The 9,826-nt window shown below is 53.1% G+C and carries 9 protein-coding genes; 7 read left to right on the top strand and 2 right to left on the bottom strand.

Features of this window, described 5'->3' with window-relative positions:
- From iolE to PGS25_RS15050, 3 genes are all read left to right on the top strand, one after another.
- On the top strand, nucleotides 1-828 hold an 828-nt coding region (iolE, locus tag PGS25_RS15060; RefSeq protein ID WP_270419356.1), incomplete at its 5' end, for a myo-inosose-2 dehydratase.
- A 160-nt stretch (nucleotides 829-988) separates the two neighbouring features.
- Complete coding sequence (locus PGS25_RS15055; protein WP_158580379.1) at nucleotides 989-1,153, top strand: hypothetical protein; 165 nt, start codon at nucleotides 989-991, stop codon at nucleotides 1,151-1,153.
- 646 nt (nucleotides 1,154-1,799) lie between these two features.
- The gene (locus tag PGS25_RS15050; protein WP_270419353.1) at nucleotides 1,800-2,372 is read left to right on the top strand and encodes a recombinase family protein; all 573 of its coding nucleotides are present in this window, start codon (nucleotides 1,800-1,802) and stop codon (nucleotides 2,370-2,372) included.
- A gap of 295 nt (nucleotides 2,373-2,667) precedes the next feature.
- On the opposite strand, the gene PGS25_RS15045 is transcribed toward PGS25_RS15050, so the two are convergent.
- Together PGS25_RS15045 and PGS25_RS15040 are read right to left on the bottom strand one after the other, a co-directional pair.
- Nucleotides 2,668-3,459, bottom strand: a complete 792-nt coding sequence (locus tag PGS25_RS15045) for a helix-turn-helix domain-containing protein (RefSeq protein WP_270419351.1) — start codon at nucleotides 3,457-3,459, stop codon at nucleotides 2,668-2,670.
- Nucleotides 3,460-3,477: 18 nt separating this feature from the next.
- Complete coding sequence (locus PGS25_RS15040) at nucleotides 3,478-4,524, bottom strand: LacI family DNA-binding transcriptional regulator (RefSeq protein ID WP_270419349.1); 1,047 nt, start codon at nucleotides 4,522-4,524, stop codon at nucleotides 3,478-3,480.
- A gap of 551 nt (nucleotides 4,525-5,075) precedes the next feature.
- Between PGS25_RS15040 and PGS25_RS15035 the strand changes: the two genes are divergently transcribed.
- The 4 genes from PGS25_RS15035 to PGS25_RS15020 form a co-directional block, all read left to right on the top strand.
- Nucleotides 5,076-6,095, top strand: coding sequence for a sugar ABC transporter substrate-binding protein (locus tag PGS25_RS15035; protein WP_118668134.1), 1,020 nt, complete (start codon nucleotides 5,076-5,078; stop codon nucleotides 6,093-6,095).
- 100 nt (nucleotides 6,096-6,195) lie between these two features.
- Entirely contained in the window at nucleotides 6,196-7,683 is a 1,488-nt protein-coding gene (locus PGS25_RS15030) for a sugar ABC transporter ATP-binding protein (protein WP_117491890.1), read from the top strand.
- A 17-nt stretch (nucleotides 7,684-7,700) separates the two neighbouring features.
- Complete coding sequence (locus PGS25_RS15025; protein WP_117491888.1) at nucleotides 7,701-8,687, top strand: ABC transporter permease; 987 nt, start codon at nucleotides 7,701-7,703, stop codon at nucleotides 8,685-8,687.
- Between the two features lie 140 nt (nucleotides 8,688-8,827).
- Nucleotides 8,828-9,826 (top strand): Gfo/Idh/MocA family protein (locus PGS25_RS15020; RefSeq protein ID WP_270419347.1); only part of this gene is annotated, 999 nt, incomplete at its 3' end.

Here is a 9,826-nt window from a genome sequence, read left to right as displayed (position 1 = left end):
CTCGGCGGCGAGCTGACCTTCGAGCAGATGGTTTCCGAAGCAGCGCTTGCCGGCTTTCAGGGCACCGAGGTAGGCGGCAAGTTCCCGACCGACCCGGCAGTGCTCAACAAGGCACTCGACCTGCGCGGCATCAAGATCGCGTCCCAGTGGTTCTCCAGTTTCCTGTGCTCCACGCCGTACGAGGAGAACGAAAAGGCATTCATCAAGCAGCTTGATTTCCTCGAGGCAGTCGGCGCAAGCCGCATCAACGTATGCGAACTGACCCGCTGCCTGTTCGCAGAGGAGTGCTCGATGTTCGGCAACAACAAGCCGGTTGCCACCGACGAAGAGTGGGACAAGCTGTGCGACGGTCTGAACAAGCTGGGCAAGATCGCTGCTGACCGCGGCTTCAAGCTGTGCTTCCATCACCATATGGCGACGGTCGTTCAGACCTTCGAGGAGACCAAGCGCCTGATGGACAACACCGATCCGCGTTACGTTTACCTCTGCTTTGATACCGGTCACTTCACCTTCTCCAAGGAGGACGCCGTAAAGGCGGCGAAGGAATTCGGTCCTCGCATCGGCCACGTTCACCTCAAGGACATCCGTCCCGACATGATGGAAAAGGCTTACGCCGAGGGCTTCAAGTTCCGCAAGGCGGTTCTGGAAGGCTGCTTCACCATTCCGGGTGACGGCTGCGTCGACTATCCGGGCGTATTCAAGGCTCTGCACGATGCACACTACGAGGGCTGGTTCATCGTAGAGGCTGAGCAGGACCCGGCAAAGGCAAATCCGCTCGAGTATGCCAAGATGGCACGCGAGTATATCAAGAAAACCGCAGGTATCTGATAAAATCAAGCAAAAATCTTTAAGCAAGGACTCTAGCAAGTGCAATGCTGACCAATGACTTCAGCAGAATTATGTCAGACGTTAAAGCCAATAGTGTTGAATGCAGTGCCGCAATAATCTGACCGAAAAAGCAATAGTCTCCATAGAATCCGTAATACAGATGCATCCGGATGACATCGACGTTGTTCTCTCCTCCAACGACGATGTGGTGATGAGCGTTGTACAGATTATCAAGGACGATCCGCTCAGCATGGATATCACATGTCTTGGCTACAACATAGGGCATACGGCAGTTAAAGCTGCTGTAAACGTGCCGAAACACTAAAACGTTGATTTCTTCAGTTATAATAAAGTATATAACAACGCGAAGACTAAGGATCTGTGGGAATAATCTGCAGTTCAGGGCTACTTCGTTAAATCTCATTTCTCTTTGGAAAAACGATCGGGTCTGACGCTCCAACGTTCCCAATCGTACCGCTACGGGACAGTGGTATTGCCCAAGGGAGACCATATTAAAGCAGCGCAGCATACGGAAAGACTGTATGCTGCGCTGCTTTGGAAATAAAGTCATAATACTATAAAGCTACGCCTTTATTTTTCCTTTCTCCTGTTCCTTGCCCGAATGAGTGTAGACTTACGGATACCAGCCAGCTTAACGACCTGTGCGTAGGAACAGTCCTGAGCAGCGCCATTGTGTAGTCGAGCTGTTCGGTGTCGAACTTAAGTGGGCGGCTCTCACGGAAATCGGGGTCGGTGGCGCGCGCGACGGCCTTGTCCTCCTGTGTGCGCTGTATGATCATATCGTGCTCGAGTTGCTGTCCCCCGCAGGAGCACGAGTTGGTGCCGGTCTGTCTCAAAACCTTCAAGTATTGCCACCGGTTGCAAAACCCGGTGGCATAAGCTATAATATGGGTATCAAAACCTATATTCAAAACTCGCGGTGTCAAAACCGGGAAAATGGGGGAATTTACATGATATTCGGCTACGCGAGAGTATCCACCAAAACGCAGGCACGCGACGGCAACAGTCTGGACGCGCAGCAGGCGGCGCTGACGGCGGCGGGCGCGGAAAAAATCTACACGGACACGTTCACCGGCACCAAGATGGACCGACCGGAATGGGACAGGCTGCGGGCGCAGCTGCGGCGTGGCGATGTGCTGATCGTGACACGGCTCGACCGGCTGGCGCGGTCGGTGTCGCAGGCGTCCGGCATGATCACCGACATGATCGACGAGGGCATCACCATCAACGTATTGAACCTCGGCATCCTGTCCAACGACTCGGTCAACACGCTGCTGCGCAACGTGCTGCTGTCGTTTGCGCAGTTCGAGCGCGACATGATCGTGCAGCGCACGCAGGAGGGCAAGGCGGTCGCGCGCGCGACCGACCCCGATTTCCGTGAAGGTCGGCCGCCCAAGTTCGACACCGAGCAGCTTGACCACGCAATGGAACTCCTCGAAAACCATTCGTATACGCAGGTCGTCAAGCTGACCGGCATCAGCAAGTCCACGCTCATCCGGGAGAAAAAAAGGCGGCAGGCGTGACGCCGCACGGCGCTATAACAATAGGGTATCCGTGCGGAGCGATGCAGATAAAACAACCGAGCGGCTGAAAATGCAGTCGCTCGGTTGTTTTGCGTATGATTCAGAGGTTTCCGCCGTCTTGATTATTTAGACCACGGAACCCGGATCGGAACGCCATGGCAACTCTGTATAATTTCCCCTTCTATTTTCCGACAACCAGACAAAAAGAAAGGCACTGTGTCTAAATCACAGTGCCTGAGGCTGTCGAAAAACTATCGTTTTTCGAGCAGCCTCTCGATCCCATAAAGTCGTTTTCTCAAGCCAGCATATCCGGGCGTTCGCCAATGACCTCGCGGTATCGAACTGGCGATACCCCCACCAGACGCTTGAACATCCGGTAAAAGTAATTGCGGTTGATCATGCCGACCCGACCGCCAATATCGCCCGCACTGTCCTCCGTTGTGCGGAGCAGATGCTGCGCTTCCCCGATCCGGCGGCGTACCATATACTGAATGGGCGGCAGGCCGAACTGCGCCTTGAACATATGGATCATGTGGCTGGTCGAAACGTGAAACCGATTGGTCAGCTCGGTCAGCGAAAGCTCATCGGCAAAGCACAGGTTCAAATGCTGCAATACCTCGGTTGCAAGCGAGAATGCGGCATCCGGCGCACACAGCTCGAGGCCATGCGCCATAGGCGCCATCTGCATCAGCAGCGCATCTAAAAGCGGTGTCCGGGCGGCAGCCGTGGTCTGTTCCGAGTAGAGCAGCAGCAGCAACATCCATGCCGGTGTTCCCTGTAACTGCGGAAACTCAAACATCGCCTGTCCGTCATCCGCGGCGGAAAATTCCAGCATCAGACAGGGTGCCTGTACGAACGGCAGCTCGTGACAGACATTCGGCGGCAGCAGCAGCGCGCCGCCGGGTTTGATCGGCAGACAGCGGTGCTCGGTTCGCAGAATGATCTGCTCCCCGTCCGCAGCAAGCGAAACAAACAGCACCCAATCCTCCGAGGCGCAAGGCAGATAGTTGCCGCCCTTATCCTGCGGATGAATCACACATTGCTGCGTTAGTCTGACACGGCGAAATGCCGGAAGCGGAACAGACATAATACCTCCTGACCCGGATTAAAGCAAATTTTCGATATTGTGTCGCAGCAGCACCCGAATATCGGTATGGTAAAACTCCTTCGGCGGCTGCTGTTTGAGTTGAATGTAATCAGCCAACAGGGACAGCGGCAGTGCGCCCTGCTGCACCGCATCCTGTCCAATGACAAAATCCGCAACACCGCGCCGAAGCTCGTACAGGTTGGCGGGGATCTCATCGTGCATGATCAGGTGCACCCCTCGTGCGCGGCCGGAATCGACCAGCGCACTGCATACGCCCGCATAACCCGGTGTGATCGCGTAGATACCGGTCAGATCGGGAACCTCCTGCAGCAGACGGAGCGTATGCTCGTAAACCACATTGCTGTCATCGTTCGGCAGCATGACATCCCGCAGCTGAAGCGGCGAATCGGGGGTAAGCAGCTCCTCCTTAAAGCCCTTCAGACGTTCGCGGAACGCACTGTGATACATCCAGGACGAACTGATCGTAACCACCGTGCCGCTCTCCCGCGTCACCAGACGCATCAGCTCGGCCACTGTACGGCCGGAAGAAAGGTTTTCCTGCCCGACATAGCACAGCCGGTGGCTGTTGGGCAGATCGGTGTTAAACATAACGACCGGTATTCCGCGTTGGTCGATCAGCTCGTTGATCTTGGTTTCGACCAGCAGACAGTCGAGCGGCGTGATCGCCAGCGCATTGATATGATGCTGCTCGACCAGCTCCTCGATCATCGAGACCTGCTCGACCGGATCAAGCGAGGGCGACAGCCGGAAGATGACCTCCACGCTGAACGTAGCCAGACGGCGGGCTTCGCGCCGGGCGGCATCCAGAACGATCTGCATGAACGGGGTCTGCACCGAAATAATGATCACGCCGATGCGGATCGGATGCGATGCGCGGGACAGTGCCAGTCCGGCACGGTTGGGGGTGTAGCCATATTCGTTGGCTACCGCCTTGATCCGCTCCGCCACCGCAGGGTGAACATTTCCTTTATTATGGAGTGCCCGATCGACTGTACCGCGGGACACACCGCAAATCTCAGCAATTTGATTCAGGGTAATTGCCATATGATATCACCTCTGTCAGAACGGTTCTTTCCCGTTTTTATAGTTAAAGCATAACATAATACCCCTAATAAGTCTATATCTAAAGTGAATAAAGCGGTATTCACAATATTGTGCACGTGTACGGATTTTTCTCATTCGAGCCGTGCACGCAAAAATGCACTCTTTTCCGAACCTTCCGTGTTTTGTTCATATTTTCATACAATACATCTGCCGTAGACGCCATAAAACGAGCAAAACACGTGAAATCCGAAACGAATACCGAGTTGTTATGAGATTGAACTAACAGCCGGATCCTGCATCTGAGGCGGGTAGTTTTGCATAAGCGATTCCCCCGCTCTGTTGTGCAAAGCCTATAAAATCACAATTTTGTGCAGACAGAATCACCAGTTTTCGCAGGATTCGTATGTGCGGTTTGGTGAAAATTCAAAAAGCCGGTTGATGCACATCGAAAAAGAGTGTAAAACTAAATCAAGGCAAGCGTAAATCGCATTTTTCAAAAATGTGAACGTGTACGGCTAAGAAAAAAGTTGAGAAAGATGAGGTAAAAGCAAATGAAAAAAAGACTTTTCGCAGGATTGATTGCATCGGCAATGATGGCATCCATGCTGGCAGGCTGCGGCGGCGGTTCTGATTCGAATGGCAACGCACAGGGTGGAGACAAGGCATCGGGCGATGGCTATAGCATGACGCTGATTATGTCGCTGCGTGATGAGTTCCTGAGCACGTTGGAAGCTGGCTCAAAGTCGGCGGCTGATGAGCTTGGCGTTACGCTCGCTTCGCAGGACGCACAGAACGATACCGGCAAGATGCTCCAGTTTATCGAATCTGCTAAAAATGCAGGCGATGACGCAGTGCTGATCAATCTGGTAGATGCCGCAACGGCACAGCAGTGCATCGAGGCTGCCGGTGATATGAAGGTTGTTTTCGTTAACCGCGCACCGTCCGATACCAGCGTTCTGGAAGCAGGCAAGTCCGTAGCGGTTGTTTCCAATGAGAACACCTCCGGTTACTATCAGGGTGAATTTTTGGCTAATTACTTCAAGGATAAGGGCAAGACCGAGATTAAGTATCTGATGCTGCAGGGCACGCTGGGTCTGGTACATACTGAACAGCGCTCCGCTTCCGTACTGAAGGCATTGGAGGACAATGGCATCAAGGCAACGCAGGCGGCGGCTCCGCTGGTTGCAGATTATGACCGTGCAAACGCAATGGACATGATTTCTCCGCTGCTGGGCAACACCGAATTTGACTGCATCATCGCGAACAACGATGCGATGGCACTTGGTGCGGTAGAGGCGCTGAAGGCTAAGGGCATGGATCCGACTTCGATCCCGATCGTTGGCATCGATGCAACGGTAGATGGTATTCAGGCAATCAAGGATGGTACGCTCGCGATGACCGTATTCCAGGATGCCAACGGTCAGGGCTATGGCGCTGTGAAGGCTGCAGTTAATCTGATCGAGGGCAAGGCAATCAACGATGGTACGAATTATGAAACCGATGAGACTGGCAATATTTGCTGGGTACCGTTCGAACCTGTTACCCCGGACAATGTAGCAGATTACGAATAAGCACACAGTCAGGAGGAAAGGGACATTGAAACGATGTCCCTTTCCTAAATCAAACAAGATAATGGGGTGAAAAGCAGTGAGCCAAGAATATATCCTCGAAATGACCGATATTGTCAAGGAATTCCCCGGTGTACGCGCACTGAAAGGCGTACAGCTCAAGGTGCGGCCCGGTACCGTTCATACGCTGATGGGCGAAAACGGCGCAGGCAAGTCTACCTTGATGAAATGTCTAATCGGCATTCATCCGCCTACATCCGGCAAGATTGTATTTGAAGGCAAGGAGATCCAGTTCAAAAATACGCTTGAGGCACTGAATTCCGGCATTTCCATGATCCATCAGGAGCTGTCTCCGGTTCCCGAGCGCAGCGTTTGCGAAAACCTGTGGCTGGGACGCGCACCGCGCAAGGGACTGATCATCGATCATAAAAAAATGCGGCAGGACAGCATTGAGCTGTTCAACAAGCTGAATCTGGACGTTGATCCGGATGAGAAGATGGGTAACCTGACCGTTGCAAAGATGCAGATGGTTGAGATTGCCAAGGCTGTATCCTATGACAGCCGTATTGTTATCATGGACGAGCCTACGTCCTCGCTGACCGATGCAGAGGTCGAGCATTTGTTTCGCATTATTGCAGAACTCAAGGAAAAAAATGTTGCTATCATTTATATCTCGCACAAAATGGACGAAATCTTCCGGATTTCGGACGATATCACGGTTTATCGCGACGGCGAATACATCGCTACGGATCGCGCGGAAAACCTTAATGTAGACAAGGTTATTCAGTTGATGGTTGGACGCGAAGTGAACAACATGTTTCCCAAGGTAGAGTGTCCGATCGGGGAAACCATTCTTAAAGTGGAAAATTTGTCTGCCGGCCGCGCAGTTAAAAATGTTTCGTTTGAACTGCATCGTGGTGAAATTCTGGGTATGGCGGGTCTGGTCGGTGCGGGCCGCACCGAGACGGCGGAAGCAATCTTCGGCATGCGCCATATGACAGGCGGCAAAATCTATAAAGACGGTCAGGAACTGCACATCAAGTCTCCTGAGGATGCGATCGCCAACAAGATTGGCCTGCTCACAGAGGATCGGCGCGGCAACGGTATTGTCGGCTTGCTGAGCATTCAGGATAATACGGTGCTGGCAAACCTGAAAAAGTACGGATTCCCGCTGAATCATAAGAAAATGCGCGAAGACACCGAAGAATACGTTAAAAAACTCAACACCAAAACGCCGTCTATCGAAACGCCCATTCAGAATCTGTCGGGCGGCAATCAGCAGAAGGTGCTGGTTGGGCGCTGGCTGCTGACCAATCCGGATATTCTGATCGTTGACGAACCGACACGCGGTATTGATGTTGGTGCAAAGGCAGAGATTCATTCGCTTATCACAAAGCTTGCCGGTGAGGGTAAGGCCATTATCATGATTTCGAGTGAGCTGCCCGAGGTCATGGGTATGTCCGACCGTATCGTAGTTATGCACGAAGGCATTATGACCGCTATCCTGGATCGCAAAGACTTCTCGAGTGAGCTGATTCTCAAATATGCAACCAGCGAGATACCATATCAGCCTGCTGCGGATGAACAATAAGAAAGAAGGTACATGGTATGCAGAAAACATTTAATACGAAGAAATTCTTGTCCCAGAATTCAATCTGGCTGGTATTGATCGTGTTGGTCATCATTATGAGTATCGCACAGCCCAGCTTTTTCTCGGTGGATAACCTGCTGACACTGCTCTCCGGTGAGGCAGTCAAGGGTATCATGGCCTTTGGCGTTATGTTCGCAATCCTTTCTAAAGGTATCGACCTGACGATCGGCGCATCCGCTGCGTTAGTTGCGTGCATCACCGCTTCGCTCGTGCAGCCAGAAGGCTATGCAAATGCCATTCTGCCGGGTGTGGGCACTCTGCCAGCTCCGTTGGTTATCCTGATTGGTCTGGCACTTGGTGCAGGCATTGGCGCAATCTACGGCGCGATCATTGCTTATACCAAAATCCCGCCTTTTATCGCTACTCTCGGTGCACAGTTGATCTGCCGTGCAGGTGCTAAAATGTATACGAACCGTCCGGTTTCTAACCTGTCTGAGCAGTTCCGTTTCCTGGGTGCGTACCGTATTGGCGGCGTATTCCCAATCATCATCGTTGTTTTTTTCGTAATGTTCGCAATCTCGGCATTCCTGCTGACCCAGACACGCTTTGGTAAGAACGTATATGCTATCGGCGGCAACGATCAGGCGGCCCGCGTAGCTGGTATCAATGTTGAGAAGAACCTGATTCTGGTTTACATCTGGTGCTCGCTGTGTGCTGCTATCGCTGGTATGCTGCTGGCAGGCCGCGCAGGCTCTGCGGATCCGGCAAACTCCGGTTTGAACTACGAGCTGGATGCGATTGCGGCAGCAACGGTAGGCGGCACCTCTCATACCGGCGGTATCTGCCGTGTATCCGGTGTTCTGGCAGGTATCCTGATCCTTGGCGTTATCAACAACGGTCTGGTTATGCTGAAGGTAGACGATAACATGACCAACATTGTCAAGGGCGTTATCATTGTCGGTTCGGTTGTACTCGACATGCGCAAGAACGCAAAGCGCGCGTAAAACAGACACACACAATCTCTCTTCTCTTTCCGAGTTTTCAGGGGTCGCAGCAATGCTGCGGCTCCCGAAATACTCGCACATAATCCGTTAGACTTAAACCCTGCCGTACAGCGGCATATTTTGAAAGGATGAGCTTTATCATGGAAAATCTGAACATTGCACTGATCGGCTGCGGCATGATCGGCCGTGAGCACATCGAGCGTATCCAGAACCGCATCCGCAATGCACGCATCGTTGCTGTATGCGACGTATTTGAAGAAGGTGCAAAGAAGGGCGCTGAGATCGCCGGCGCCGGCACCAAGGTTTACACCGATTTCAACGAAGCAATCAACGATCCGGACGTAAACGCTGTTGTAGTTACCACCCCGGGTCAGTTCCACAAGGGTCCGGTTCTGGCAGCTATCAAGGCTGGCAAGCCGGTATTCTCCGAGAAGCCGCTGGCTAACACCGCTGCTGACGGCAAGGAGATCGTTGAGGCCGAGATGGCAGGCGGCAAGCACCTTGTACAGGTTGGCTTCATGCGCCGTTACGACCGCGGCTACCGTCAGGTTAAGGAGCTGATCGACTCCGGCAAGTTCGGTGCCCCGATGGTAATCAAGTGTACCCACCGTGCAGACGGCGTTGCCGATGACTACACCACCGCAATGGCTGTTACCGATACCGCAATCCACGAGATCGACGTTCTGCCGTGGCTGGTAAACGACGAGTGGGATGAGGTTCAGTGCATCATGCCGAAGACCAACAGCAAGGTTAAGAACGCGCTGAAGGACCCGCAGATCATGATTATGAAGACCAAGGGCGGCATCATCAACATGCTCGAGGTAAACGTAAACTGCGGCTTCGGCTACGACATCAACTGCGAGGTTGTATGTGAGAACGGCGTTGTAAACCTGCCGTGCCCGTCCTTCCCGACCGTTCGCTACGCTAACGAGGTTTCCACCAAGATCGAGGACAACTGGATCCTGCGCTTCATCGATTCTTACGATGTAGAGATTCAGGACTGGGTTGACCACGCACTCAAGGGTGAGACCGGCGGCTCCTCTGCTTGGGACGGCTACGTTGCATCCATCACCGCTGACGCTCTGGTTAAGTCCCAGACCTCCGGTGTGCCGGAGAAGGTTGTTACCGGCGGCACCCCG

This window comes from Butyricicoccus sp. AM78-15b2TA, from assembly GCF_027665985.1.
Lineage (GTDB): Bacteria > Bacillota > Clostridia > Oscillospirales > Butyricicoccaceae > Agathobaculum > Agathobaculum butyriciproducens.
Note: the sequence above shows the minus strand (reverse complement) of the source record. Positions and strands in the feature narration are given on the sequence as shown.

Coding starts and splice junctions, on each gene's coding strand:
- PGS25_RS15055 (WP_158580379.1), top strand. CDS start 989: ATGCATCCGGATGACATCGACGTTGTTCTCTCCTCCAACGACGATGTG.
- PGS25_RS15035 (WP_118668134.1), top strand. CDS start 5,076: ATGAAAAAAAGACTTTTCGCAGGATTGATTGCATCGGCAATGATGGCA.
- PGS25_RS15050 (WP_270419353.1), top strand. CDS start 1,800: ATGATATTCGGCTACGCGAGAGTATCCACCAAAACGCAGGCACGCGAC.
- PGS25_RS15045 (WP_270419351.1), bottom strand. CDS start 3,459: ATGTCTGTTCCGCTTCCGGCATTTCGCCGTGTCAGACTAACGCAGCAA.
- PGS25_RS15025 (WP_117491888.1), top strand. CDS start 7,701: ATGCAGAAAACATTTAATACGAAGAAATTCTTGTCCCAGAATTCAATC.
- PGS25_RS15040 (WP_270419349.1), bottom strand. CDS start 4,524: ATGGCAATTACCCTGAATCAAATTGCTGAGATTTGCGGTGTGTCCCGC.
- PGS25_RS15030 (WP_117491890.1), top strand. CDS start 6,196: ATGACCGATATTGTCAAGGAATTCCCCGGTGTACGCGCACTGAAAGGC.